Below are 23,965 nucleotides of genomic sequence, written 5' to 3' on the forward strand. Positions count from 1 at the left end.
GGGCGAGAAGGTGAATCCGGCGTAAAGTCCGGCGCTTGTACTCATCTTCCCTTCACCTCTGTTTACCGCTCCCGGTCAACACCAGCGCTGTGCGCCTGCTGATCGGCCCAATATGAAGAGCGCACCATCGGGCCGCAGGCGGCACCGGTGAAGCCCATCTTTTTGGCCTCTTCCTCGTACATCTCGAAAATGTCGGGATGCACGTAGCGTGACACCGGCAGGTGATGGCCGGAGGGCGCGAGGTACTGGCCGATGGTGAGCATTTCAACGCCGTTGGCGCGCAGGTCGCGCAATACGTCTAGGATTTCATCGTCGGTTTCGCCCAGCCCGACCATCAGGCCGGACTTGGTGGGCACCTGCGGATAGCGTGCCTTGAATTGCTGCATGAAGGCCAGCGAGTGCGCGTAGTCAGCTCCGGGGCGCGCCTGCTTGTAAAGGCGCGGCACGGTTTCCATGTTGTGATTGAGCACGTCGGGCAGCGACTGGCCGAGCACTTCGATGGCGATTTCCATGCGCCCACGGAAGTCCGGCACCAGGGTTTCGATGGTGGTCGTCGGCGACTTGGCACGCACGGCGGCGATGACGTCGACGAAGTGCTGGGCACCGCCGTCGCGCAGGTCGTCGCGGTCGACGCTGGTGATGACCACGTAGCGCAGTTTGAGACTGGCCACGCTGTCGGCCAGGTTGCCCGGTTCATTCGCGTCGGGCGGCAATGGTTTGCCGTGGCCGACGTCACAGAAGGGGCAGCGGCGCGTGCAGATGTCGCCGAGGATCATGAAGGTGGCGGTGCCGCGCCCGAAGCATTCGCCGATGTTCGGGCAGGCGGCTTCCTCGCAGACGGTGTGCAGCTTCTGCTCGCGCAGCATTTTCTTGATTTCGCCGAAGCGCCCGTCGGCATTGCCGGCCTTGACGCGAATCCACGCCGGCTTGCGCAGCGCCTCGGTGTGCACGATCTTGATCGGGATGCGCGACGTTTTCAGTTCGCCCTTCTGCTTGACACCGGCGATCCTGGTCGGCGGTTTAATCTCTTGCTCGCTCATGCTTGCTCCAGTTGATGGGTGAGGTGACTCACCAGTGCTTCGGCCGCCTGGGCGGGCAACAAGGCCACGCCCAGATCGCGGGTCTGCGTGACCGCCATGCCGGCATAGCCGCAGGGGTTGATCGCGGCAAAGGGAGATAGATCCATGTCTACGTTCAAACTGACCCCATGGTAGCAGCCGCTTTTTCTGACGCGCAGACCGAGCGCGCCAATCTTGGCCACCGCCCCGCCCTGTTCGACATAGACGCCGGGGGCACCGTCCAGCCGCCTTGCGCTGACGCCATGTTCGGCCAGCAGGTCGATCACCGCCTGCTCGATGCGGCTCACCAGTTCGCGCACTCTGAGACCGCTTCGTCCCAGATCGAGCAACAGATAGACCACCACCTGGCCAGGCCCGTGGAAGGTAATCTGCCCACCGCGATCGATCTTTACCAGCGGGATGCCGTTGTCGAAAAGCAGATGCTCCGGCTTGCCGGCCTGCCCCAAGGTGTAAACCGGAGGGTGTTCGCAAACCCAAAGTTCGTCCGGCGTTTCCGCGTTGCGATTGGCGGTGAAATTGACCATCGCCTGCCACGTTGATTCGTACTCCGCGCGTCCGAGCTGTCGGACGACCGGCGCAGCACTCAAAGCACCACCTTGACTAGCGGGTGACTGCTCAGCTCGCGATAGAGCGCGTCGAGTTGCGGCCTGGAGGTGGCGTTGATGGTGCAGGTGAGGCTGAGGTACTTGCCAGCACTTGAAGGGCGCATTTCCATCGTCGCCCCGTCGAAATCCGGCGCGTGGCGCAGGACGACTTCAAGCACCGTCTGCGCCAGCGCGTCGTTCGCCAGACCCATGATCTTGAGCGGGAAAGCGCAGGGGAATTGGAACAGGCTTTCCTGCCCGGGCGTAGGGTCAGGCATCGGCGAGCGGCAAAACCTGGCGGTCAAGATAAGCGGTCATGCGCTGCTCATGCCTCAGAGGCTGTGAATTAATTGGCACACCCATCCAAGACCGTCATTCCGGCGAAGGCCGGAATCCAGTGCGAACCTCTGATATTCATAAAAACAATCAGATAGACGAACTGGACCCCGGCCTTCGCCGGGGTGACGAGAGAGGAGATTAGGCTCAAATGAATTTTTCACAGGTTCTCAGTTGAACCAGAGACGAATGGTATCGATCAGGCGCCCGAAGAAACCGGCAAGCGGCACTGCTTCGATGGCCACCACCGGGTATTCGCCAAACGGCTTGCCGTCAAGGCTGACCTTCAGCGTGCCGACCACCTGACCCTGTGTCACGGGCGCGATCAGAGGCAGTTGTGAAAGCAGTTCGGTGGTGAGGCGCGGCGCATAGCCCTTGGGCACGGCGAGGATGAAGTCGTTGGTAAAACCGGCCTTGACCGTCGGCGAGGCTCCCTTCCAGACCTTGAGGTTGGAAACGGCCTGATCCTTGGCGTAAAGCTGCGCGGCGTCGTAGAACTGGAAGCCGTAGTTGAGCAGCTTGAGCGACTCCGAGGTGCGAACGTTATCGGAGGCCGTGCCGAGTACGACTGACAGCAGGCGGCGCGGACCGCGCTTTGACGACGAAATCAGGCAGTAACCGGCGCCTTCGGTATGCCCGGTTTTGACGCCATCGACCGTCGGATCAAGATACAGCAAGCGGTTGCGGTTCGGCTGGGTGATGTTGTTGTAGCGGAATTCCTTGAGCGAGTAGTACTTGGCGTAATCCTCGGGGAAGTCGCGGATCAGCGCACTGGCCAGGATCGCCAGGTCGCGTGCCGTGGTGTAGTGCTGGGGGTCGGGCATGCCGGCCGAGTTGCGGAAGTTCGACGCCTTCATGCCCAGCCGCTGCGCCTCGCGGTTCATCATCTGTGCAAAAACTTCCTCATTGCCGGAGATGGCTTCGGCCAGCGCAACGCAGGCATCGTTGCCGGACTGCACGATCATGCCCTTGATCAGGTCCTCGACCTTCACCTGCGTTCCGACCTGGATGAACATGCGCGAACCTTGTGCCTTCCAGGCTTTTTCCGACACGGTCACCATCTGGTCGATCTTGATCGTGCCCTGCTTGAGCGCGGCAAAGGTCAGGTAGGCGGTCATCAGCTTGGTCAGCGAAGCCGGTTCAAGGCGTTCGTCAGGCGCCTGCGAGGCGAGTTCCTGCCCGGAAGCGGATTCGATCAGCAGCCAAGACTTGGCGGCCAGAGCAGGCGGGGTGGGCAACTGCTGGGCAAAGGCCAGGGCCGGGAGCAGAAGCAGGACGAGGATGAATGATTGAATCTTGCGCATGGGGAGCCGTGTATTCGTTGAAAATCGCGATTATAACAAGCGACCACCTTGGCTCAAACCCGAATTCCTTGAGTGTTTTTGTAACGGCCGATGCAAACGGCACAATGAGGTGAACAGGCAATCCCGGGAATTTCACTCCCGGAATCACCCCTTGGCTACTTTGATTGCGAAACTGACTTCCGTCGCCTGCCTTAACCCCGGCCAGCGCCGCGCTGGTTGTGGCGATCCTTGCCTTCCAGTTTGCTCTTGAAGAACAGACGGGCCTTTTCCTTCTGCTCGGCGTTGAGCGAGTCATATACCGTCAGCCAGCGGTCGCGGTCGGCTTGGTGCTGTTTCTGCCCTTCAGCCCTGAGTTCGTCCATACGCTTGAGCACAGCGCGCAAATCGGCGCCCGGCTTGTCAATCATGGACAGCGTTTCCTCGCGTTGTTTGCTGAAACGATCACGCAGGGTGCTCCGGTTATCCTGGCCGGCTTTCTCGGCCTCTTTCCAGAGCGCTTCCTGCTTGGCGTCAAGCTTCAGGTCATCGTGCAGGCGCGACATTCCCTTCATGCCGTGATCCATGCGTGAGGCGTGCATGCCGGCGCCGCATTGTTCGGCGCCACGCGGCGACATGGCGAAGGCGGTTGCGGCCAGTCCAAGCGAGAGGGCCACGGCGGCGACGATGATTCGGGGAGAGAATTTTGAAAACCTGGTATTCATGGTGTGACTCCTTTGTGGTCGGGTTGATTTGTCGTGAGGCTGGATGTGCTGCAATGCCTCTTTTGACGTCGCCATTTTCTGCCCGGCCTCATTGCAAAGGATTTCAGCGCCAGGGTAGACGATTGCAAATTGTTTCAGTCTTCCATGAGGCAGACGGCGGCGGCATAGAATGGCTGCCATACCGAACCAAGGATTGGTCATGAAAAAGATTCTGCTCGTCGACGACGACCCCGAACTGCGTCAGTTGCTGGCCACCTATCTGGGCCGGCACGGCTTCGACACCCTGCTGCTGCCGGATACGCGTCAGCTCGACGCCTATATCGAGCGCTTTCAGCCGCACCTGGTGGTGCTCGACCTGATGCTGCCCGGCGAGGACGGCCTGGCCGCTTGTCGCCGTTTGCGCGGGCGCGGCGAGACCCTGCCGATCATCATGCTGACGGCGCGCGACGAGCCGGTTGACCGGGTCATCGGGCTGGAAATGGGCGCCGACGACTATGTCGGCAAACCATTCGATCCGCGCGAACTGGTCGCCCGCATCGAAGCCGTGTTGCGACGCGGCACCCAGCCGCCCGCCGCGCCGGATAGCAAAGGCGGCGTTTTCAGCTTTGGCGACTGGTGCTTTGATCGCGGCACGCGCCAGTTGTCACGCGACGGTGAAGTGGTGGCCTTGACCAGCGGCGAATTCGCCCTGCTCAACACCCTGGTGGCCAACGCCAACCGGCCGATGAAGCGCGAGCGCCTGCTCGAGCTGACACGTGGCGACGAGAGCGAATCCTTCGACCGCGCCATCGACGTCCAGATTCATCGCCTGCGCCGCCTGCTCGAAGCCGACCCGGCGCATCCGCGCTATTTGCAGACGGTGTGGGGCGTCGGTTACGTGTTCGTTCCCGACGGCGAACGCAGTGCAGGAGCGGAAAAATGAGGCTGCTGCCCGCTTCGCTGGCGGCACGCACCGTCCTGCTGGTGATTGCCGTCGTCGCTGTTGCCGAACTCGCCACGTTTTCATTGCTCACCGATTACCGGCGAACTTCGCATATCAGCCAGACCGTCCGCTTTGTCGCCGGCCAGATACGGCTGCTGCAGACCGTCTTGCCGGGGCTGAACGACGAGGCGCGCAACCGGCTCGAATCCGCAGATGCTGGCGAACAAGGCCTGCAGTTGCGCCCGGACGGAGAGTCCGTTCCCGCTCACGAACCGGAATTCGGCTTTGCCCGCCACCTGGCGGCAGACCTCGATCAACTGCTGGACGAAAAACCGAGCTTGCGCCATGCCGGCCCGGGAACACGCAGTGGTTTGTGGATCGGCTTCATGGCCGGCGGCGAACGCTGGTGGCTGGTGCTGCCGCCGCCGCGCTTCGAGCCCCAGGCGCTGCCCCCAGAGTTGTGGGGCGGGCTGGCCGTGGCGCTGGCCGTTCTGGTGCTGATCGCCGGTCTTTTCGTGCGCGGCATTGTCGGTCCCTTGGCACGTCTTGGCGAAGCGGTGACCGCCACCGGCGACGGCAGCGCACGCACTGTAACGCCGGAAGGCCCGAAAGAAGTGCGGCGCCTGGCCGAACGGCACAACACCATGCTGACCCAGTTGGCCTCGGCCAATGCCGAGCGGCACGAGATGCTGGCTGGATTGACGCACGATCTGCGGGCGCCGCTGGCGCGCCTGCGCGTTCGCCTGGCCTTGCTCGAAAACGATACGGAACGTGCCGGCCTGACGCGCGACGCCGACGACATGGAGCGCATTGTCGGCCAGTGCCTGGCCTTCCTGCGCAGCGAGGAGAGCAGCAGCCAACCGGCTTCGCCGCTGTTGCTGGCCGATGCGGTAAGCAACGAAGTGGCGCGTCATCGCGAACTCGGCCGGCCGGTCGAAATGGCCGTCAGCGAAGCCGCTGCCGCATGCCAGGTGGCCATTGCCCACGGCAATCTGCAGCGCCTGCTCGACAACCTGATCGACAACGCCCTGCAGTACGGCGCGCCGCCGGTCGAGATATCCCTGTCCGTCGAGCGCCCGGAAACCATTACCCTGCGCGTGCGCGATCACGGAGCGGGCATCGCTGCCGGGGAACGCGCAAGGGCGCTCGAAGCTTTCGCCCAGCTCGACCCGGCGCGCGCCACCGGTGGCAGTTGCGGCCTTGGGCTGGCCATCGTCCGGCGCATTGTTGCCGGTTGCGGTGGTGAAGTTGCGCTCGCCGATGCACCCGGCGGCGGCCTGGAAGTCGTGCTGAATTTCCCGACGCTCCCCGGATGCTGGCAGAATAGGAATTCCTGAAACTTTTCGGCCGGATCAACAAGACTGAGGAGGCTGCCATGAGTCACAAACATCTGCATTTGCTTCAGACGATTTATCATGACCCGCTCAGCGCCAACATCCATTGGCGGGAGATTGAATCACTGCTGGTGCATCTCGGGGCCAGCATCGAGTCGGCGCATGGTGCGCGTTTCCGGATCGTGCTCAACAAGGTCGAGGCTTTTCTGCACCATCCGCACAACAGCTCGACCTGCGCCAAGGAAGAAATCAAGCAGATCCGCGAATTCCTGGCCCACGCCGGGGTGACGCTTTCCAGCTATGAGGCTGGCAAAAAAACCTGAATCAAGTGGTTTTGTGTCGAGTCAGCCGGTGATGCATCCAGGCCGACGCCGCTCCAATCAGCATCAAGATGCCCATGCCGAAAGCCAGGGTGCGTGTCGATCCCCACAGCGCCGGCGCGAGCACGCCAGCGACCAGCCCGTTCGAGCCGGCTTGCAGGAACATCTGGCAGGAAGCGGCCAGCCCGCGCTGCTGCGGAAACGGGTCAAGCGCCAGCAGCGTCAGGCAGGGCATGGCCAGCGACATGCCGAAGGTGTAGACGAAGATCGGGACAATGCTCCATGGCAGCGCTGGCGGCAGCCACAGATTCAATCCGACATTGCCCAGCGCCGCCGCACCCATCACCAGATAACCGCGAACAATGGTCTGCCTGAGCGACAGCTTGCCGGCGAGTCGTGCCGAGAACCAGGCGCCGGACATCAGGCCAGCCATGGCCGGGCCGAACAGCCAGAAGAAAGCTGTTTCGGAAACACCGAGGTGACGCATCAGGAACACCGGCGCCGACATGATGTAAATGAAGAAGCCGGCAAAGTTGAGCGCCAGCCCGCCGCAGGCGAACAGGAATAACGGAGAGGTCAACACCTTCCAGTAGGTTCGCGCCAGATAGCCGGCATGCAGGCTCTGGCGGCGCTCCGGCGGCAGCGTTTCAGGCAGCAGGCGCCAACAGGCCAGCCACAGCGCCAGCGTCAGCAGAACCAGAAAGGCGAAGACCGAGCGCCAGCCGAACCAGGATTGCAGGTAGCCGCCGATCACCGGGGCGATGGCCGGCGCCAGTGCGAACATCATGGTGATGTGCGACATCAGGCGATGCGCCGCCGGCCCGTCGAACAGGTCGCGCACGATGGCCCGGCTGATGACGACGCCGGCACCGGCCGACATCCCCTGCAGCGCGCGCAGCGCCCACAGGTGTTCAATGCGCGTGGCAAACAGGCAACCGGCCAGCGACAATCCGAACAGCGCGAGAGTAACCAGAATCACCCGCCGTCGCCCGAGCGCATCGGAAATCGCGCCGTGCCACAGGGCCATGATGGCGAACGGGATCAGGTAGGCGGTCAACGTTTGTTGCACCTCGATTGGCGTCGCCTGCAGGCTCTGGCCGATGTCGTGAAACGACGGCAGGTAAGTATCGATCGAGAAGGGGCCGAGCGCCGACAGCGCCGCCAGCAGCAGCGCGATGCCGCGTGGCGGCTTAATGTGTTCGGTCATTGGGCAGTCAGGGGCTGTGAAGAAATGCCTGAACACCTACCGCAGAGGCGCAAAGGTGACCCAAGAAAATGCAGCACCGCAGAGGTTTCGCAGAGAAAGATCTTAAAAGCATGGGGTTTCCTTTGCGTCATCTCTGCGCCTTTGCGCCTCTGCGGTGGATTCTTGATATTTTCACAGGCTCTCAGTCCTTGGCGAAGCGGCGGTACTGCACGGCCTCGGCGACATGCGCCGCAGCGATCGCTTCGCAGCCGGCCAGATCGGCAATGCTGCGGGCGACCCGGAGCACGCGATGGTAAGCACGGGCTGAAAGGTTGAGGCGAGACAGCGCATGTTTGAGCAAGGCTGCACCGTCGGCGTCGGGTTGGCAGTAGAGGTCTATCTCTTTGGTCGTCAGGCGGGCGTTCGGTTTGCCCTGGCGCGCCAGTTGCCGCTCGCGGGCCAGCGTAACGCGAGCGCGAACGGTTGCCGACGCTTCGCCATCAGCGGCCTTTTGCAGTGCCTCGGCGGGCAGCGCCGGCACCTCGATTTGCAGATCGATGCGGTCGAGCAAGGGGCCGGAGAGTTTGTTCCGGTAGCGCGCCACCTGATCGGGAGTGCACCGGCATTTTCCGCTGGGGTCACCGTGATAGCCGCAGGTACAGGGATTCATCGCCGCGACGAGTTGAAACTGTGCCGGAAACTCGGCCTGCCGTGCTGCGCGCGAGATGTGTATGCGACCACTTTCGAGCGGTTCGCGCAGCGCTTCAAGAACTCGCCGGTCAAACTCGGGCAGCTCATCAAGGAATAAAACGCCCTGATGCGCGAGTGAAATCTCGCCCGGACGCGGTACGCTGCCGCCACCAACCAGCGCCGCCGAAGAAGCGGTGTGATGTGGTGAGCGGTAGGGATGGCGGCAAAAATTTTCCGGGTCGAATTGCCCGGCCAGCGAAAGCACGGCGGCCGATTCCAGCGCCGCTTCCTGCGTCATCGGCGGCAACAGGCCGGGCAAGCGGGTGGCCAGCATCGATTTGCCGGTCCCGGGTGGGCCGGCGAGCAGAATCGAATGAGCGCCTGCCGCCGCGATTTCCAGGGCGCGCTTGGCCTGCGTCTGTCCGCGAACCTCCGCTAGATCGGGATAGTCGTTGCTGTGGCCGGGATGGTCGTCACTGGCGACACATTCGCTCAGCGCGGCGTGTCCGGTGAGGTGAGCGCACACTTCAAGCAGGGTATTGGCCGTCAGTACGCGCACGTCCCGGGCCAGCGCTGCCTCGCGCGCACTGGTTGCGGGCAGGACGAAGCAGCGCCCCCGCGTGCCGGCGGCCAGGACCATGGCCAGGGCGCCACGAATCGGCCGCAGGTGGCCGGAAAGCGAGAGCTCGCCGGCAAACTCGTAGTTGTTCAGCGCGTTGCCGGGTATCTGCCCCGAAGCGGCGAGAATGCCCAGTGCAATCGGCAGGTCGAAGCGGCCGGATTCTTTCGGCAGATCAGCTGGCGCGAGGTTGACCGTGATGCGTTTGCTTGGAAAGTCAAAGCCGGAATTCTGCAACGCCGCCCGCACCCGATCACGTGCTTCCTTGACCTCGGTGTCGGGCAAACCGACCAGCGTAACTTGCGGCAATCCTCCGGTCAGATGCACTTCGACCGCGACTTCCGGGGCGGAAAGTCCGTCTAAACCACGGCTGTGGACGATGGCAAGCGGCACTGGCTGAGCTTGGGCTGGGCGGCAGGTGAGGAGGTTTGGAAGATGGCGCAGGGGGTGAAGCCCCCGCACGGGTTCAGTCGTTGCTGCCGGCCCGGGTTTCCAGCCGGCTGACGCGTTCTTCAAGTGCCTTAAGTTTCTCCCGGGTACGCAGCAGTACCTGGGCCTGTATATCGAATTCCTCGCGGCTGACCAGATCCAGTTTTGTGAAGAAGCTGGACAGTAGTGCGCGTGCATTTTTCTCGATTTCGGCCGCCGGGCTGGCCGCAATGATCGCGCCAAGACGGGCACTTAATTCCTCAAATATTTTCGGGTCGAGCATGGCGACTGTCCTTCCTGAGTGTTTATTGCCTTCGAGTTTAGCACAGCGCCTGCGGGCCTTGATTTCTGCAATCCGCTCGTCGCCCAGCCGGCATGCCCATTCAGTCGAACAAGCTGCGCCCCTGAGACACTTGCTGGCATCGGCCTGCGAGGCAAGCAGGGCGGGCATTCCGGCGCATGATGCCATGGCCGGCAATGTTTATGCGGCTCCCACGGCATGCAGCCCTGTGAACCCCTATCCACGGGCGTGCAGGCCCATGCGTTCTAAACTGCTCACTCCATTCGGCATTCCGGGCTCGTCGTGGTTTCAGTCGCCCTGCCATGGTGCGATCTGCATATCTGGCGCCCCAGTAAAGTGCGCCAAACACCTTGACACTTGGATTGAATTTATCAACCTATTGATTTTTGACGTTTTTTTACATGGCACGGCAAATGCTTTGTGTAACAGGCAAGTTTCAAACCCTTCACCATGATCCGAGGAGCACCTGCTATGAAAAAAACCATTCTCGCCACCCTTCTGGTCGCAGCTTTTGCTGCTCCGGCGATGGCTCAAACCGGTGCACCGGCCGAGGCTCCCGCCGCTGCCGAAGCTGCACCGGCACCAGCGCTGACCGGCAACCTGGGAATTTTCTCCAGCTACCGTTTCCGTGGCATTGCCCAGACATATAACGACCCGGCACTGCAAGGCGGTATCGATTATGCCCATTCGAGTGGCTTCTATGTTGGCAACTGGAACTCGAACGTCAGTTCGGGCGCAGGTTTCCCCGACGGCAACCTCGAAATGGATTTCTACGGTGGCTACAAGCAGGCTTTCGGTGATTTCGGGCTCGACGTCGGCGCAATTTACTATTACTACCCCGGTTCCGAAGCGCGGGTGCTTGGCACGAACGCTAAAAGCGGCTCCGTGTATAACGCCGAAATCTACATCGGCGGTTCGTGGAAGTTCATGTCGCTGAAATACTATTATGGTCTGGATAACTATTTCTCGTTGGTCGGTGTGGACTCGACGGGTACCTTTACCGGCAAGAACACTAAAGGTTCCAGCTATCTCGATCTGGCCGCCAACTATGATCTGGGCGATGGCTGGGGTATCAACGGTCATGTGGGATCGCTCAACCTGCAGAATGTTCACAACGGTAATTACACAGACTGGAAGATCGGCGTCACCAAGGATATTTCCGGCTGGGTAATCGGCGCATCCTACATTGACACCAATGCCAACGGGAATTGCAGCAACAATGTACTTCCTATCTCTAACTACCAGCCGTACTGTTTCTCCAGTTCGAATTCCAGCAGCAATGGAGCGCTGCAGACTAGTTCAAGCTTCAAGAATGCCGGTAATGGCATCGCCGTCGTCTCGGTCAGCAAGTCGTTCTGACACTTTTTTGAACCGGGGAGGGTTTCCTCCCCAGAATTGGAGCACATCATGAAAATGATTACCGCCATCATCAAGCCGTTCAAGCTTGACGAAGTGCGTGAAGCACTTTCCGTCATCGGCGTTCAGGGCATCACGGTGACCGAGGTCAAGGGCTTCGGACGTCAGAAAGGCCACACCGAGCTGTACCGTGGCGCCGAATATGTCGTCGATTTCCTGCCCAAGGTCAAGGTCGAAGCGGCCATTCAGGATTCGATTCTGGATCAGGTTATCGAGGCCATTGAAAAATCGGCTGGCACCGGAAAAATTGGCGACGGCAAGATCTTCGTCTTCGATATTGAACAAGTCATCCGCATCCGCACCGGCGAAACCGGTGAGGAAGCCTTGTAAGGAGCGAATCATGAAAAACCTCTTTGCGCTACTTGCCCTGCTTGGTGCCGTTACCTGCGGCAACCCGGCGTGGGCAGAAGAAAAGGCGGCGGCCGCACCGGTCGCCACCATGGCAGCGCCGGCAGCGGCAGTTGCGGCAGAAGCCGCCGCACCCGCTGCTCCGGCACTGGTGGCCAACAAGGGCGACAACGCGTGGGTGATGGTCAGCGCCGCGCTGGTCATCCTGATGTCGATCCCCGGACTGGCATTGTTCTACGGCGGACTGGTCCGCTCGAAAAACATGCTTTCGGTACTGATGCAGGTTTTTGTAACCTTCTCGCTGATCAGCGTGCTGTGGGTGGTCTACGGCTATTCGGTGGCCTTTACTGAAGGCGGCAATTTCCTCGGTACGCTGGACAAGCTGTTCCTCAAAGGCATGACCGTCGATTCCGTGGCGGCCACCTTCAGCAAGGGCGTGGTCATCTCCGAATTCGCCTACGTCATCTTCCAGGGCGCCTTTGCGGCGATTACCTGCGGGCTGATCGTCGGCGCCTTCGCCGAGCGGGCCAAGTTCTCTGCGATCCTGGTCTTCATGCTGCTCTGGTTCACCTTCTCCTACCTGCCGATGGCGCACATGGTCTGGTACTGGGCGGGTCCGGATGCCTACATCGACGCGGCAGCAGGCGAAGCCGCTGGCAAGACGGCAGGCTTCCTGTTCCAGAAGGGCGCACTCGACTTCGCCGGCGGTACCGTGGTGCATATCAATGCCGCGGTAGCCGGCCTGGTCGGTGCCTTCATGTTCGGCAAGCGTATTGGTTACGGCCGTGAATCGATGGCGCCGCACAGCCTGACCTTCACCATGATCGGCGCTTCGCTGCTGTGGTTCGGCTGGTTCGGCTTCAACGCTGGTTCGGCACTCGAAGCTTCGGGCGGCGCAGCGCTGGCGATGGTCAATACCTGGGTGGCAACGGCCTGCGCGGCGATGTCCTGGATGCTGGCTGAATGGCTGATCAAGGGCAAGCCCTCGATGCTCGGTGCGGCTTCCGGTGCAGTCGCCGGTCTGGTGGCGATCACCCCGGCGGCTGGCTTCGTCGGTGTCATGGGCGGCATTGTCATCGGTCTGCTGGCGGGCATCGTCTGCCTGTGGGGCGTCAATGGCCTGAAGCACCTGCTTGGCGCCGACGACTCGCTCGACGTGTTCGGCGTGCATGGTGTCGGCGGCATCCTCGGTTCCATCCTGACCGGTGTGTTCTGCGCACCTTCGCTGGGCGGTACCGGTGTCTATGACTACGTGCTCAACAAGGTCGGCGACTACGACATGACGGCGCAGCTGATCAGCCAGTTGTGGGGCGTCGGCACGGTCATCGTGTGGTCCGGCGTGGTTTCTCTGGTGGCTTACAAGCTGGTCGACATGTTCATCGGTCTGCGCGTGCCGGAAGAGGAAGAGCGCGAAGGTCTGGACACCACCTCGCACGGGGAAACGGCTTACCACCTCTAAGATTATCTCCAGCAGCAACCTCCCTTTGGGCGCCCATGTGGCGCCCATTTTTTTCCGGGCAACAGCCCAAAACGCTTTAACGGCCGGCTACGCTTCTTCCGCCTCGATCTGCTCTGAAATCGCCAGCCATTTTTCTTCATAGCCGGCCAGTTCCTCGTCGATCTTTTTCAGCTCCAGGCCAAGCTCACCAATCTCCTGCGCCGGCAAGGGCTTGGACAAGCGTGCTTCGATCGCATGCTTGCGCGTCTGCCGGTCGAGCATGGATTGTTCGAGCTTTCCCTGATCGCGGCGCAAAGTCTTCAAAATGGCCGAGATTTTCTTGTGGGCCAGCACCGGCGGCGGCGCTTGCGTGACGACTTCCCTGGCATCCTTCAAGGACGCCTTCAGCTCTTCACGGGCGCGTTTGGCTTCGTCGAGCAGATAACGCTGGTAGTCGTCCAGATCGCCGTCGAAAGGCTCGACGCCGCCACGCGAAACCAGCCAGAACTCGTCGCATACCGAGCGCAGCAGCGAGCGGTCATGGCTGACCAGCATCACCGTGCCTTCGAACTCGTTGAGCGCCATCGACAGCGCCTCGCGCGTGGCCAGATCAAGGTGGTTGGTCGGTTCATCGAGCAACAGCAGGTTCGGGCGCTGCCAGACGATCATGCACAGCACCAGACGTGCCTTCTCGCCGCCGCTCATGGTGCCGACCGGCTGCTTGACCATGTCGCCGCCAAAATTGAAGGTGCCGAGGAAGGTACGCAAATCCTGTTCGCGAGCGCTTTGCCCGGCGGGCAAGCCTTCCTTGGCCATGCGCGTCATGTGTTCGAGCGGGTTGTCGAGCGGCCGCAGCACGTCGAGCTCCTGCTGCGCGAAGTAGCCGATGTTCAGCCCCTTGCCTTCCTGCACGATGCCGCTGATCGGCGCCAGCGCACGCGCCACCGTCTTCACCAGCGTCGATTTGCCTTGCCCGTTGGCGCCGAGGATGCCGATGCGCTGGCCGGCCATCACCGACTTGCTGACGTTGCGCACGATCACCGTCGGCGGCGTTCCTTCCGGCGCGTCTTCCGCCGGCGGGTAACCGAAACAGGCGTCTTCCATGGCCAGCATCGGATTCGGCAGATTGGCCGGCTCCTTGAACTCGAAGGTGAACTCGGCGCTGGCCAGCACCGGTGCCAGACGTTCCATGCGCTCCAGCGCCTTGACCCGGCTTTGCGCCTGCTTGGCCTTGCTGGCCTTGGCCTTGAAGCGGGAAATGAAGCTCTGCAGGTGGGCGATCTTGTCCTGCTGCTTGATGTAGGAATTCTGCTGCAATTCCATCTGCTGCGCACGCATGTCTTCGAAGGTGCTGTAGTTGCCGCCGTAGCGCGTCAGCTTGCCGGCGTCGATGTGCAGCGTTACCGAAGTAACCGCGTCGAGGAATTCCCGGTCATGGCTGATCACCACCATGGTCCCGTCGTAGCGCTTGAGCCAGGCTTCGAGCCAGACCAGGGCGTCCAGGTCCAGGTGGTTGGTCGGTTCGTCGAGCAGCAGCAGGTCGGACGGACACATCAGCGCGCGTGCCAGTTGCAGGCGCATGCGCCAGCCGCCGGAGAAGCTGTTAACCGGGTTATTCAATTCGGTGGTCTTGAAGCCAAGGCCAAGAATCAGCGCCTGTGCACGCGACTGCGCATCATGCGCGCCGGCGTCGTGCAGCGCCATGTAGGCATGCGCCATGCGCTCGCCATCGTCTGTGGTTTCGGCGGCATGCACTTCGTTCTGTGCGTCGAGCAGGACGGCATCGCCTTCGATGACGAAGTCGGTGGCCGATTGCTCGGTTTCCGGCATGTCCTGCGCCACTTGCGCCATGCGCCACTGCGCCGGCAGGCTGAAGTCGCCGGCGTCTTCATGCAGGGTGCCGTTGAGCAAGGCAAACAGCGACGTTTTGCCAGCGCCATTGCGCCCGACCAGGCCGACCTTTTCGCCGGGATTAAGCGTGATGGAAGCGTTATCGAGCAGCACCTTGGCGCTACGGCGCAGGGTGACGTTTTTGAGGGTGATCATGAATGAACCTTTAAATGCCTTTAACCACGGCGGGCACAGCGAGCACGGCGAAAAACCAGACGGGGAACAATGCTCTTGCTTTTCGCTGTGTCCGCCGTGTCGCCGTGGTTAATTTGTTTGTTTCTATCTAAAAACCACCGTCTTGTTGCCATGCACCAGCACCCGGTCTTCCAGGTGGTAGCGCAGGCCGCGGGCTAAAACGGCTTTTTCGATGTCCTTGCCGTAGCGCACCATGTCTTCGACCGAGTCCGAATGGTCGATGCGGATCACGTCCTGTTCGACGATCGGCCCCTGGTCGAGTTCGCTGGTGACGTAATGGCAGGTGGCGCCGATCAGCTTGACGCCGCGACGATAGGCCTGATGGTAAGGCCTGGCGCCGACGAAGCTGGGCAGGAAAGAGTGGTGGATGTTGAGGATCTGGTTGGGGTAGGCGGCGCACAGTTCCGGCGAAATGATCTGCATGTAGCGCGCCAGCACCATCGTCTCGCCCTTCACCTCTTCGTACAGGCGTTGGACTTCGGCATAGGCCGCGGCCTTGTTGTCGGGATTGACCGGAACGTGATGGAACGGGATGCCATGCCACTCGACGAAGCCCTTGAAGGTGTCGTGGTTCGAGATGACGCAGGGAATCTCGATGTCGAGTTCCTTCGACTGCCAGCGCGCCAGCAGGTCGTACAGGCAATGCTCCTGCTTGCTGACCATGATCACCACGCGCTTGCGCACTGCCGAATCGCTGATCTTCCAGTTCATCTGCAGTTCTTCGGCGATCGGACGGAAGCGCTCGCGGAACTCGGCCAGATGGAACGGCAGCGAATCGGCCTTGACCTCGATGCGCATGAAGTAGCGGCTGCCCTCTTCACCATTTTCGCCGTTGTTGCCGTCGTCCGCGTGGTAGCTCGATTCGAGAATCCAGCCCTGATGCTCAGCAATGAAGGTGGAGACGCGGGCAATGATGCCGACCCGGTCCGGACAGGAGGCAGACAGCGTGTAGAAGCGTTGTGAATGCATGGCTGTCGACTACGCCCCGACGCGGGTGAACGCTGAGTCGATGGCAGCGCGCAGTTCGTCGTAATTGTTGGTCACCGGATATTGCGGGAATTCGCGGATCACTTTCTCCGGCGGGCAAAAGAAAATGCCGGCGTCGGCTTCCCCGAGCATGGCCGTGTCGTTGTATGAATCGCCGGCGGCCACCACCGTGAAATTCATCTCCCGGAAGCGTTTGACGGCCTCCCGCTTCTGCTGCGGCATGCGCAAGTGGTAATTGACCAGTTTGCCAGTGTTGTCAGCTTCGAGGCTGTGGCAGAACAGCGTCGGCCAGGCCAGTTGGCGCATCAGCGGGTGGGCAAATTCATAGAAGGTATCGGAGAGAATGATCACCTCGCAATCCTCGCGCAACTTGTCGAGAAACGCGCGCGCGCCCGGCATCGGCCCCATCTCGCAAATCACCTTCTGGATGTCCGGCAGGCCCAAGCCGTGCTCGGCGAGAAGGCCGAGGCGGTACTTCATCAGCGTATCGTAGTTGGGCTCATCGCGCGTCGTGCGGCGAAACTCCGGAATACCGGTACGCTCGGCAAAGGATATCCAGATTTCGGGAACGAGCACACCCTCAAGGTCGAGGCAGACGATTTTCACGAAAAGCTCCCTGTGAATAGTTGTTAAAGTCCAGGGCTAATTTGTTCTAACGCTAACCCATTGATTTACCGTCATTCCGGGCTTGACCCGGAATCCAGTTCGTTTATCAAGCCGGTCTTTTAAAATCTTGATCAGATAAACGAATCTGGATTCCGGCCTTCGCCGGAATGACGGTGGATGGTTAGAACAAATTTACCGTGGTTAAAGTCAGGCAGTTAAAGACAGCCGGGCATTTTACCAAACTGCAGGCGCGTTCATGCGTCATATTTCCTGCAAAGTTGCCGTCGATGCTGGCGCCTGGGCGTAAAACCGTCTAGTTTACGGCCTCGGAGGAAACACCCAATGCACATTCGAAGTTTGCTGGTCCGCAGTTTTTTTGCCGCCTCGCTGTTAGTTAGCCAGTCCCTTTTGGCGCAGACGCCTGCAGCGGAAGTACCGCAGACACTTGAACAGGCCGCTGCCCAGCGCGAACGTGTGGTACATATGCGCGAAGCGGCGGAGAAACGTCTCCTGGAAGAGCAGGACGCCTGCTACCGGAAGTTTCTGGTCAACAGTTGTCTTGAAGACGCCAAGAAGCGCTACACAAAATCGATGATCGAGGCACGAAATCTGGACATTCCGGCCCGCGAATTCCAGCGTGAAGCAAAGCGCTCTGATGTTGAGGCCAAGGAAGCCAAGCGTGCCGCCGAGCTTCCGCAGCGCCAGGCCGAGCAGAAGGAAGAAGGCGAAATCTATCGCGCCGAGGAAGCCGCCAAGGCCGTCGAACGCCAGAAAAATATCGCTGCCAAGGCCCAGCAGGCGGCCGAGGGGCGCCAGAAATTGGCCGCCGAACAGGCCAAGCGACAGGTCGAGCAGGAAAAGCGTGCGAAGCGGGACGCCGAGCTTGCCGCCAAGAAAGCCGCACGCGCCGCCGAGGAAAGCCAGAAAGCCGCCGCTGAACAAGCCAGGCGACAGTCCGAACAGGAAAAACACGACAAAAAAGTCGCCGAGCGTGCGGCAAAGAAAGCCGCACGCGCCGCCGAGCAAGCGGAAACAGCCGCTGCGCCGGCCAAGCAATAGTCAGTCACGGCAAAGCCCATCGAAGATCGCGCGATCCGCGCTGCGATTCTCGCTCTCCTGCAACCCGCATGAACAGGCGTTCTACAGGCCATAGGCGTGAACAGTGGCGTGCCTGTTGGCTGTCCGGGCATTAGCCGTGAAGAGCGCCTATTGACGCCCTACGTGAGTGCCCTCGGGTTTTGCCGTTCCGGCATGTCCGGCAGATTCAGGTTGATCACCAACACGCGGCTTCCCAGCATGGCGATGCTTCCGGCACTGCGATCGTTGCCGGTATCGCTGTACTCGAAATCGTAAATGCGGCGGATGCGCAACACGCCCTCGTCATCCCGCCCCAGACTGATGCGCTGGATGGCGACCGTGTCATCGAGCAGCAGCAGATTTTCCGAATTGCAGGCCGCCTTGGCCGCTGCCACCGACATTTCGCGGGCATTGAGGCTGTCGTACCATAGCCAGCCGATAGCGGCCAAGAGCAGAAGGCCGAGAATGTCGAGTAAGTCCATTGGGACAGCCTAACCGAATTTTCCGGTCGGGCAACATCTGACTATTCCAGTGCCCGCTTGATCAGCCACTCAGAGGCTGTGAATTAATTGGCGCAATCATCCAGGACCGTCATTCCGGCGAAAGCCGGAATCCAGTTCGTTCATCTGATATCCATGAAAACAATTAGATAGACGAGCTGGACCCCGGCCTTCGCCGGGGTGACGAGCGAGAAAATCAGGCTGAAATGAATTTTTCACAACCTCTCAGCACGCGCAGGATTTCGCGTCCGTAGGCCTCAAGCTTCTTCGAGCCGACGCCGCTGATTCGTCCGAGTGCTTCCCGCGAGTCCGGCGCCGCCTGGGCCATTTCGGCCAGGGTCGCGTCGTGGAAAACGATGTAGGCCGGCAGGTTGTGATCGTGCGCGACTTTGGCACGCCACACCTTGAGCGCTTCGAAGCGCAGCAGGGCTTGATCGTCGAGCGGCAGTGGCGGCGGTTTGTCCTTGCCGCGCGCTGCGCCGGTAGTCTTGCCGCCACGCGCCGCCTTGGTCCGCTTGGGCATATCGCTCGGCTTGCGCAGCAGCATCTGCACTTCACCGCGCAGCACCTGGCGGGCGGTCGACGTCAGTTCCAGCGTGTTGAATTCGCCCTCGGTTTGCACGTAGCCGAGCGCAATCAACTGGCGCAGCACGACGCGCCATTGGGCTTCGCTGACCTCGGCGCCGATGCCGAAGGTGCTCAAGCTTTCATGCCCGTATTGCGCCACCTTCTCGGTGCTCTTGCCGCGCAGCACGTCGATCAGGTGCACGGCGCCGAAGCGCTGGCCACGGCTCTGGTGGAAGCGGTAGATACAGGACAAAGCCTTGCGCGCGGCTTCGGTTGCATCCCAGGTGGCGGGCGGGTGCAGGCAGTTGTCGCAGGCGTTCTGGTGCTTCGCACAGGCCGCGCTGTCCTCGCCGAAGTAGGCGAGCAGCCGCACGCGCCGGCAATCGTGGGCTTCGGCCAGCGACAGCAGGGCGTCGAGCTTGCCGCGCTGGCTGCGCTTGAATTCATCGGCGGCCGGGCTTTCGTCGATCATCCGCCGCTGGTTCACCACGTCGGCCAGGCCGTAGGCCATCCAGGCATCGGCGGGCTGGCCATCGCGGCCACCGCGCCCGGTTTCCTGGTAATAGCTTTCGATATTCTTGGGCAGGTCCATGTGCGCGACAAAGCGCACGTCGGGCTTGTCGATGCCCATGCCGAAGGCGATGGTGGCGACCATCACGATGCCTTCTTCGCGCAGAAAACGATCCTGGTGGCGTCGGCGCATGTTGGCGTCGAGACCGGCGTGGTAGGGCAAGGCGCTGATGCCTTCGCCCTCCAGCCAGTTGGCGGTTTCCTCGACTTTCTTGCGCGACTGGCAGTAGATGATGCCGGCGTCGCCCGCGTGCTCGTCCTGGATGAAGCGCAGCAGTTGCTTGCGTGCTTCGTCCTTCTCGACCACCGCGTAGCGGATGTTCGGCCGGTCGAAGCTGCTGATGAAAACGCGTGCTTCGCTCAGCGCCAGCCGCTCGATGATGTCGGCGCGCGTCAGGTCGTCAGCTGTGGCGGTGAGCGCGATGCGCGGCACGTCGGTGTAGCGCTCGTGCAGCACGTTGAGCGCCAGATAGTCTTCGCGGAAGTCGTGGCCCCACTGGCTGACGCAATGCGCCTCGTCGATGGCGAACAGGCTGAGCAGGCCGCGCTCGTTCAGCGAATCGAGCTGGCCGAGCATGCGCGGCGTAGTCAGACGTTCCGGCGCGACGTAGAGGAGCACCAACCGACCGCTCATCATCTCGCGCTCGATCTTCTGCGTCTGTTCGAGGGACAGCGTCGAGTTCAGGAAAGCGGCGTGCACACCGGCCTCTTCGAGCGCGCCAACCTGGTCGTGCATCAGCGCGATCAGCGGGCTGACCACCACCGCCACGCCGCGCCCGGCACGGTGCCGGGCAATCGCCGGCACCTGGAAGCACAGGCTCTTGCCGCCGCCGGTAGGCATCAACACCAGCGCATCGCCGCCCTTGATAACATGGTCGACGATCTCGGCTTGCGCTCCGCGAAAAGCGCTGTAGCCGAATACGTCGTGCAGGATGGTGTCGGGGGATGCGGAGGTAGGGTTGGTCATGTTGTAAAGTGCTGAAAAAATATTCGTCATTCCGGGCTTGACCCGGAATCCAGAGGTGCACAACTGGATTCCGGGTCAAGCCCGGAATGACGAGGTTGTTCATAGGTCTTTTCTTTGCCGTTTAACATCACTTCCCCTTACGACTTGAAGCGGATGTCACCGGCTTTTTCCGGGTAGCACGCGGTCTTGTCGGCGTAGTAGGCACGGAACAGGGCGAGGTCGGCTTCTTCGTTGCCGCTCAGGGTGACCCAGCGCTCAACGCCGACGCACTTGTTGCGGAAGTCGAAAAAGCCCAGTCCGACCGGCACGCCGGCCGCCAGCGCAATGCGGTAGAAGCCGGATTTCCAGTGATCGGTCTTTGCGCGGGTGCCTTCCGGCGTGATGCACAGGTGGAAACTCTCGCGCCGGGCAAAGGTATCGATCAGTTGACCGATCATCCCGGTACGCTCGCGGCGGTTGATCGGCACCCCGCCAAGCCTTAGAAAAAGGCCCCTGAACGGCCAGCGGAAGAGGGTGTCCTTGCCGGCCCAGTGGATGAAAATCGGATGCGTGGCGTTGAACAGCACGCCAAGCGGAAAATCCCAGTTCGAGGTGTGCGGATAGACCAGCACCACCGACTTCGGTCCCGGTGGCGGAGAGTACACGGTGCGCCAACCAATCAGCCGCAGGATGAGGTTAGCGAGTCGGCTGATCATGGTTGATGCGCCTGAGAGACTGTTAAAAAAGCCTGAAACCTCACCGCAGAGGCACAGAGCCGCTGAGGTTTCGCAGAGGAAACCTTTAAGTGAAAAGAGTTTCCTCGGCGTTTTCTCTGCGCCTCTGTGCCTCTGCGGTAGGTTTTCAATCGCGTCACAAGTTCTTAATCAATGCCCTGGCTGGAAAGGTATTCCTCGTAGTTGCCGAGGTAATTGACCAGCGTGCCGTCCATGCGGATTTCCAGGATTCGGGTCGCCAGCGAGGAAACAAACTCGCGGTCGTGCGAAACGAACACCAGCGTTCCCTTGAACTTCTCCAGCCCGGTATTCAGCGATTCGATCGATTCCATGTCCAGGTGGTTGGTCGGTTCGTCCATCACCAGCACGTTGCATCTAGTCAGCATCAGCTTGCCGAAGATCATGCGTCCCTGCTCGCCGCCGGAGATGACCTTGACCGGCTTGCGCACATCGTCACCGGAGAACAGCAGGCGGCCAAGCGTGCCGCGAATCAGCGTTTCCACCTCGTCGCCTTCGCTGGCGGTGGCACGTGCAAAGCCGGCAATCCAGTCGGCGAGGTTGGTGTCGCTCTTGAATTCGTCGGCGTGATCCTGTGCGTAGTAGCCGCGACGCGCTTTTTCAGTCCATTTGACGCTGCCGAACTGCGGCTGCAACTCGCCCATCAGCAGCTTGAGAAAGGTTGATTTGCCGACACCGTTTTCGCCGATCACCGCCAGGCGGTCGCCGGCATTGAGCGAGAAATCGAAGTCCTTGAAAATCTTGCGCTCGCTGCCCTCGTAGGCAAAGCTGAGGTTTTCGATCTCCACCGCCTGCCGGTGCAGCTTTTCCTTCTCGTCGTAATCGAAACGAATCCACGGGTACTGGCGCGACGACGGCTTGATGTCTTCCGGCCGCAGCTTGTCGATCAGCTTCACCCGCGAAGTGGCCTGCTTGGCCTTGGACTTGTTGGCCGAGAAGCGGCGCACGAAATCCTGCAGGTCGGCGATGCGCTCCTTGGCCTTGGCGTTGGCATTTTGCTGCCGGGCGCGCGCCTGCGACGAAGCTTCCATGAAGTCGTCGTAGGTGCCTGGATAAACGGTGATCTTGCCGTAATCCAGATCGGCCATGTGGGTGCATACCTGGTTCAGGAAGTGGCGATCGTGAGAGATGATGATCATCGTGCTGTTGCGGTCGTTGAGCACGTTTTCCAGCCAGCGGATGGTGGCGATGTCGAGATTGTTGGTCGGTTCGTCAAGCAGCAGGATGTCGGGATCGGCGAACAGCGCCTGGATCAGCAACACGCGCAGCTTCCAGCCCGGCGCCACTTCGCTCATCGGGCCGAAGTGCTGGCTGGACGGAATGCCGACGCCAAGCAGCAACTCGCCGGCCCGCGATTCGGCGCTATAGCCGCCAAACTCGGCAAACTTGCTTTCCAGTTCGGCGGCGTGCAGGTATTCGGCTTCGGTCGCTTCCGGGTTGGCGTAGATCGCATCCTTCTCGAGCATGCAGGCCCACATGTCCTCGTGGCCCATCATCACCACGTCGATCACGCGCTGATCTTCAAAGGCAAACTGATCCTGGCGCAGGTAAGCCATGCGCTCGTGGGACTCTTTCGAGACGTTGCCGGCGGTGGCTTCGAGTTCGCCGTCGAGAATCTTCATGAAGGTCGACTTGCCGGAGCCGTTGGCGCCGATCAGGCCGTAACGATAGCCCTCGCCGAATTTGACCGAAACGTTTTCAAAAAGGGGCTTGGCCCCGAACTGCATGGTGATGTTGGAGACGACGAGCACTAAGAAACCTCGGGAAAGTCATTGATTTGAAAAGGCGGTTATTGTAACCGAGGGAGACGGCGAGCGCCCGGATTCAAGACTTTCCCGCCCTGTTCCAGGCGGTTGTTAATCGTTTTTTGCTGTCACAAACATAGAGATAATCAATCGGATAAATAATTGCCACATCCCTATCATTCAGTCACCGCATCACTTTCTAAACCCGAATCACCAGGAGTAATCAACATGAAATCGCTGATCAATACCGAAGTTCTGCCCTTCAAGGTCTTATCAGAACAATAAAATCTATCCCCTACTAAAATTATGGAATTCAGAGCAAGTCTATCTGGCTTCCAGTGTAAGATGATTGCCGTTTTCACCCTTTTGAAGCTTCCTCCATGCCCGACTTCACCCCGCAGAATATTGTTGCCCTGATGGAAGTCGGGGATTTGCCAGCAATGGACATGACCGCCTATATGGTTTCTTCGGTTCATGACATGAAAAATTCGGTCTGCGTCATGACAGCGCACCTTGAATTTGCACTGGCCGAGTTGCCCGTTGACGGACCTTCCAGGAGCATGGCCTACCAAGCCCTTTACGAAGCGCAGCGGATATATCACAACCTGATCCAGTTGCTGGGGCTATACAAGATCAACGGGAACATCTATCCCTTTGATCCGGTCGAGGTGGAATTGACTACTTTTGAAGCAGAAGTTATCGCCCGGGTACAGCTACTTGCCAAAGCCAAGGGGGTCACCGTGGAGGTGGTCACGGACGAACACGAACGAAGCTGGTACTTCGATTATGAACTGATCTCCGGCCTGATCACTCAATCACTGCACAACGCTATCAAATACACCCGCGACAAGGTACGGCTATCAATGCTGGTGGTTGACAATCAGCTGGAAATCCGTGTCGATGACAATGGCGCCGGCTTCCCGCCTTTAATTCTGGCCCAGGGTTTCGCGACTGACCAGGGTATCAATGCCAACACTGGCAGTACCGGACTGGGTCTTTATTTTGCGGCAAGAGCCGCTCGCCTGCATCGCAACCGCACTCGCTTTGGCAGCACCCGACTTGAAAACTATGGGGTGCTGGGCGGCGGCACTTTCATCCTGATTCTGCCATAAGAGACTAAGGA

The 23,965-nt window shown here is 60.6% G+C and carries 23 protein-coding genes; 8 read left to right on the plus strand and 15 right to left on the minus strand.

Annotated features, from left to right (window positions below; genetic code table 11):
* Window positions 1-62: 62 nt before the first annotated feature.
* The 5 genes from lipA to ACOYNV_RS05760 form a co-directional block, all read right to left on the minus strand.
* Window positions 63-1,040, minus strand: coding sequence for a lipoyl synthase (lipA, locus tag ACOYNV_RS05740; RefSeq protein WP_422898793.1), 978 nt, complete (start codon window positions 1,038-1,040; stop codon window positions 63-65).
* Entirely contained in the window at window positions 1,037-1,666 is a 630-nt protein-coding gene (gene lipB, locus ACOYNV_RS05745; RefSeq protein WP_422898794.1) for a lipoyl(octanoyl) transferase LipB, read from the minus strand. Before lipB ends, lipA begins: the two co-directional genes overlap by 4 nt.
* On the minus strand, window positions 1,663-1,941 hold the full coding sequence (locus tag ACOYNV_RS05750; RefSeq protein ID WP_422898820.1) for a YbeD family protein: 279 nt from the start codon (window positions 1,939-1,941) through the stop codon (window positions 1,663-1,665). Before ACOYNV_RS05750 ends, lipB begins: the two co-directional genes overlap by 4 nt.
* 228 nt (window positions 1,942-2,169) lie before the next feature.
* On the minus strand, window positions 2,170-3,303 hold the full coding sequence (locus tag ACOYNV_RS05755; protein ID WP_422898795.1) for a D-alanyl-D-alanine carboxypeptidase family protein: 1,134 nt from the start codon (window positions 3,301-3,303) through the stop codon (window positions 2,170-2,172).
* Window positions 3,304-3,494: 191 nt separating this feature from the next.
* On the minus strand, window positions 3,495-4,004 hold the full coding sequence (locus tag ACOYNV_RS05760) for a periplasmic heavy metal sensor (protein WP_422898796.1): 510 nt from the start codon (window positions 4,002-4,004) through the stop codon (window positions 3,495-3,497).
* A gap of 199 nt (window positions 4,005-4,203) precedes the next feature.
* On the opposite strand from ACOYNV_RS05760, the gene ACOYNV_RS05765 reads away from it, so the two are divergent.
* Genes ACOYNV_RS05765 through ACOYNV_RS05775 form a run of 3 tightly spaced genes read left to right on the plus strand, consistent with a single transcriptional unit; the run spans window position 4,204 to window position 6,583 of the window.
* Window positions 4,204-4,926 (plus strand): response regulator, encoded by a 723-nt coding sequence (locus ACOYNV_RS05765; protein WP_422898797.1) that lies wholly within the window; start codon window positions 4,204-4,206, stop codon window positions 4,924-4,926.
* A complete protein-coding gene (locus ACOYNV_RS05770; protein WP_422898798.1) occupies window positions 4,923-6,263 on the plus strand; it encodes an ATP-binding protein in 1,341 nt (446 codons plus the stop codon). Before ACOYNV_RS05765 ends, ACOYNV_RS05770 begins: the two co-directional genes overlap by 4 nt.
* Before the next feature lie 38 nt (window positions 6,264-6,301).
* Window positions 6,302-6,583, plus strand: coding sequence for a type II toxin-antitoxin system HicA family toxin (locus ACOYNV_RS05775; protein WP_422898799.1), 282 nt, complete (start codon window positions 6,302-6,304; stop codon window positions 6,581-6,583).
* A 1-nt stretch (window position 6,584) separates the two neighbouring features.
* Here the strand turns inward: ACOYNV_RS05775 and ACOYNV_RS05780 are convergent, their stop codons facing one another.
* The 3 genes from ACOYNV_RS05780 to ACOYNV_RS05790 all read right to left on the minus strand — a co-directional run bounded on the left by ACOYNV_RS05780 (window position 6,585) and on the right by ACOYNV_RS05790 (window position 9,955).
* A complete protein-coding gene (locus tag ACOYNV_RS05780; protein WP_422898800.1) occupies window positions 6,585-7,787 on the minus strand; it encodes a multidrug effflux MFS transporter in 1,203 nt (400 codons plus the stop codon).
* Window positions 7,788-7,968: 181 nt separating this feature from the next.
* Window positions 7,969-9,468: a YifB family Mg chelatase-like AAA ATPase gene (locus tag ACOYNV_RS05785; protein WP_422898801.1), complete on the minus strand. Its 1,500-nt coding sequence runs from the start codon at window positions 9,466-9,468 to the stop codon at window positions 7,969-7,971.
* Between the two features lie 73 nt (window positions 9,469-9,541).
* Complete coding sequence (locus ACOYNV_RS05790) at window positions 9,542-9,955, minus strand: accessory factor UbiK family protein (protein ID WP_422898802.1); 414 nt, start codon at window positions 9,953-9,955, stop codon at window positions 9,542-9,544.
* Window positions 9,956-10,276: 321 nt separating this feature from the next.
* Between ACOYNV_RS05790 and ACOYNV_RS05795 the strand changes: the two genes are divergently transcribed.
* The 3 genes from ACOYNV_RS05795 to ACOYNV_RS05805 are packed head-to-tail and all read left to right on the plus strand — an operon-like array spanning window position 10,277 to window position 13,028.
* Window positions 10,277-11,164 carry a TorF family putative porin gene (locus tag ACOYNV_RS05795; RefSeq protein ID WP_422898803.1) on the plus strand — a complete coding sequence of 296 codons (888 nt, stop codon included), beginning with the start codon at window positions 10,277-10,279 and terminating at the stop codon, window positions 11,162-11,164.
* 48 nt (window positions 11,165-11,212) lie between these two features.
* Complete coding sequence (gene glnK, locus ACOYNV_RS05800; protein ID WP_422898804.1) at window positions 11,213-11,551, plus strand: P-II family nitrogen regulator; 339 nt, start codon at window positions 11,213-11,215, stop codon at window positions 11,549-11,551.
* Window positions 11,552-11,561: 10 nt separating this feature from the next.
* A complete protein-coding gene (locus ACOYNV_RS05805; protein WP_422898805.1) occupies window positions 11,562-13,028 on the plus strand; it encodes an ammonium transporter in 1,467 nt (488 codons plus the stop codon).
* Between the two features lie 87 nt (window positions 13,029-13,115).
* Here the strand turns inward: ACOYNV_RS05805 and ACOYNV_RS05810 are convergent, their stop codons facing one another.
* The 3 genes from ACOYNV_RS05810 to thrH all read right to left on the minus strand — a co-directional run bounded on the left by ACOYNV_RS05810 (window position 13,116) and on the right by thrH (window position 16,685).
* The gene (locus tag ACOYNV_RS05810; RefSeq protein ID WP_422898806.1) at window positions 13,116-15,053 is read right to left on the minus strand and encodes an ATP-binding cassette domain-containing protein; all 1,938 of its coding nucleotides are present in this window, start codon (window positions 15,051-15,053) and stop codon (window positions 13,116-13,118) included.
* A gap of 123 nt (window positions 15,054-15,176) precedes the next feature.
* Window positions 15,177-16,061, minus strand: coding sequence for a formyltetrahydrofolate deformylase (purU, locus tag ACOYNV_RS05815; RefSeq protein WP_422898807.1), 885 nt, complete (start codon window positions 16,059-16,061; stop codon window positions 15,177-15,179).
* 9 nt (window positions 16,062-16,070) lie between these two features.
* A complete protein-coding gene (gene thrH, locus ACOYNV_RS05820; RefSeq protein WP_422898808.1) occupies window positions 16,071-16,685 on the minus strand; it encodes a bifunctional phosphoserine phosphatase/homoserine phosphotransferase ThrH in 615 nt (204 codons plus the stop codon).
* Between the two features lie 342 nt (window positions 16,686-17,027).
* On the opposite strand from thrH, the gene ACOYNV_RS05825 reads away from it, so the two are divergent.
* Window positions 17,028-17,744 (plus strand): hypothetical protein, encoded by a 717-nt coding sequence (locus ACOYNV_RS05825; protein WP_422898809.1) that lies wholly within the window; start codon window positions 17,028-17,030, stop codon window positions 17,742-17,744.
* 158 nt (window positions 17,745-17,902) lie between these two features.
* Here the strand turns inward: ACOYNV_RS05825 and ACOYNV_RS05830 are convergent, their stop codons facing one another.
* The 4 genes from ACOYNV_RS05830 to ACOYNV_RS05845 all read right to left on the minus strand — a co-directional run bounded on the left by ACOYNV_RS05830 (window position 17,903) and on the right by ACOYNV_RS05845 (window position 22,848).
* Window positions 17,903-18,244, minus strand: coding sequence for a DUF3301 domain-containing protein (locus ACOYNV_RS05830; RefSeq protein ID WP_422898810.1), 342 nt, complete (start codon window positions 18,242-18,244; stop codon window positions 17,903-17,905).
* Between the two features lie 214 nt (window positions 18,245-18,458).
* Window positions 18,459-20,366 (minus strand): DNA helicase RecQ, encoded by a 1,908-nt coding sequence (gene recQ / locus ACOYNV_RS05835; RefSeq protein WP_422898811.1) that lies wholly within the window; start codon window positions 20,364-20,366, stop codon window positions 18,459-18,461.
* 137 nt (window positions 20,367-20,503) lie between these two features.
* On the minus strand, window positions 20,504-21,061 hold the full coding sequence (locus tag ACOYNV_RS05840; RefSeq protein WP_422898812.1) for a 1-acyl-sn-glycerol-3-phosphate acyltransferase: 558 nt from the start codon (window positions 21,059-21,061) through the stop codon (window positions 20,504-20,506).
* A gap of 164 nt (window positions 21,062-21,225) precedes the next feature.
* Window positions 21,226-22,848, minus strand: coding sequence for an ABC-F family ATPase (locus tag ACOYNV_RS05845; RefSeq protein WP_422898813.1), 1,623 nt, complete (start codon window positions 22,846-22,848; stop codon window positions 21,226-21,228).
* Window positions 22,849-23,222: 374 nt separating this feature from the next.
* Between ACOYNV_RS05845 and ACOYNV_RS05850 the strand changes: the two genes are divergently transcribed.
* A complete protein-coding gene (locus ACOYNV_RS05850) occupies window positions 23,223-23,954 on the plus strand; it encodes a sensor histidine kinase (RefSeq protein WP_422898814.1) in 732 nt (243 codons plus the stop codon).
* Window positions 23,955-23,965: the final 11 nt, after the last annotated feature.

It is taken from the genome of Propionivibrio sp. (assembly GCF_049316945.1).
Taxonomy (GTDB): Bacteria; Pseudomonadota; Gammaproteobacteria; order Burkholderiales; family Rhodocyclaceae; genus Propionivibrio.

Coding starts and splice junctions, on each gene's coding strand:
- ACOYNV_RS05825 (WP_422898809.1), top strand. CDS start 17,028: ATGCACATTCGAAGTTTGCTGGTCCGCAGTTTTTTTGCCGCCTCGCTG.
- ACOYNV_RS05755 (WP_422898795.1), bottom strand. CDS start 3,303: ATGCGCAAGATTCAATCATTCATCCTCGTCCTGCTTCTGCTCCCGGCC.
- ACOYNV_RS05750 (WP_422898820.1), bottom strand. CDS start 1,941: ATGCCTGACCCTACGCCCGGGCAGGAAAGCCTGTTCCAATTCCCCTGC.
- lipA (WP_422898793.1), bottom strand. CDS start 1,040: ATGAGCGAGCAAGAGATTAAACCGCCGACCAGGATCGCCGGTGTCAAG.
- ACOYNV_RS05780 (WP_422898800.1), bottom strand. CDS start 7,787: ATGACCGAACACATTAAGCCGCCACGCGGCATCGCGCTGCTGCTGGCG.
- recQ (WP_422898811.1), bottom strand. CDS start 20,366: ATGACCAACCCTACCTCCGCATCCCCCGACACCATCCTGCACGACGTA.
- ACOYNV_RS05765 (WP_422898797.1), top strand. CDS start 4,204: ATGAAAAAGATTCTGCTCGTCGACGACGACCCCGAACTGCGTCAGTTG.
- glnK (WP_422898804.1), top strand. CDS start 11,213: ATGAAAATGATTACCGCCATCATCAAGCCGTTCAAGCTTGACGAAGTG.
- ACOYNV_RS05795 (WP_422898803.1), top strand. CDS start 10,277: ATGAAAAAAACCATTCTCGCCACCCTTCTGGTCGCAGCTTTTGCTGCT.
- ACOYNV_RS05805 (WP_422898805.1), top strand. CDS start 11,562: ATGAAAAACCTCTTTGCGCTACTTGCCCTGCTTGGTGCCGTTACCTGC.
- purU (WP_422898807.1), bottom strand. CDS start 16,061: ATGCATTCACAACGCTTCTACACGCTGTCTGCCTCCTGTCCGGACCGG.
- ACOYNV_RS05770 (WP_422898798.1), top strand. CDS start 4,923: ATGAGGCTGCTGCCCGCTTCGCTGGCGGCACGCACCGTCCTGCTGGTG.
- ACOYNV_RS05760 (WP_422898796.1), bottom strand. CDS start 4,004: ATGAATACCAGGTTTTCAAAATTCTCTCCCCGAATCATCGTCGCCGCC.
- ACOYNV_RS05850 (WP_422898814.1), top strand. CDS start 23,223: ATGCCCGACTTCACCCCGCAGAATATTGTTGCCCTGATGGAAGTCGGG.
- ACOYNV_RS05775 (WP_422898799.1), top strand. CDS start 6,302: ATGAGTCACAAACATCTGCATTTGCTTCAGACGATTTATCATGACCCG.
- ACOYNV_RS05790 (WP_422898802.1), bottom strand. CDS start 9,955: ATGCCCGCCCTGCTTGCCTCGCAGGCCGATGCCAGCAAGTGTCTCAGG.
- ACOYNV_RS05840 (WP_422898812.1), bottom strand. CDS start 21,061: ATGATCAGCCGACTCGCTAACCTCATCCTGCGGCTGATTGGTTGGCGC.
- ACOYNV_RS05810 (WP_422898806.1), bottom strand. CDS start 15,053: ATGATCACCCTCAAAAACGTCACCCTGCGCCGTAGCGCCAAGGTGCTG.
- ACOYNV_RS05830 (WP_422898810.1), bottom strand. CDS start 18,244: ATGGACTTACTCGACATTCTCGGCCTTCTGCTCTTGGCCGCTATCGGC.